The organism is Coprococcus intestinihominis (genome assembly GCF_040096555.1).
In the GTDB taxonomy this organism is placed as follows: Bacteria; Bacillota; Clostridia; order Lachnospirales; family Lachnospiraceae; genus Coprococcus_A; species Coprococcus_A intestinihominis.
On the sequence record NZ_JBBMEK010000518.1, the window covers coordinates 1 to 664 of the forward strand.

Genomic DNA, 664 nt, shown 5'->3' on the forward strand with positions numbered 1-664 from the left:
CGACCGCCAGATTCTTCGCTGTATCCTCTATCTGCAGCCAGATACGCCCTTTTGCCGCCAGTTCACTGACGCTGGCTTTGACATAAGCGGAAAAGACATATTTCTTTCCTGCCTTTACCGTCAGGTTCTGGTAGGCTGCACCGTCACCGGAGGCCGCTGTGCTGCGGATACGGATACACTTTGTGCCGATATAGGCTTCACCCGCCGCACTGTCTTCCACCACAACGTGATCCGCATTGCTGTAACGTGTCCAGCCTGCCATACCGCCTGTGACGCCCCTCAGATACTGCGGGGATACATAGCGCAGGTCTGTGGCCGCGGACAGTTTGTTCTTGTTCTTTGCCGTATCCAGATACTGCCATGCGGCACCGTAACCGGCATCATTGCGCACACTGACGGTACGCCCTGCATTGTCAAAGAGATAGACTTCTTTTCTTCCTTTGCTGTCTGTAAAGCTTGTCCGGTTATGTCCGTAAGCCAGTGCCAGGCTCTGTCCCTCTGTGCTGCCGGCATATTCCGTGACTTTGCTGACCCTGTAAGGGGCCCGGCTGCCATAGCTGTACTGTACTTTATAGCCGTAAGGGTCCGCCGCTGTCAGCATCATGCCCTTGCCCGCTGCCGTGTCATAAGTAAAGCGGCTCACGGCACCGTCCGGGTCTGTGAT

Annotated in this window: 1 protein-coding gene; it reads right to left on the reverse strand. The window is 55.7% G+C overall.

Going from position 1 to position 664, the window contains the following annotated elements; genetic code table 11:
- Positions 1-664, reverse strand: a 664-nt coding sequence (locus tag WMO25_RS18595; protein ID WP_349086741.1) for a carbohydrate binding domain-containing protein, incomplete at both ends; no start/stop codon positions are given.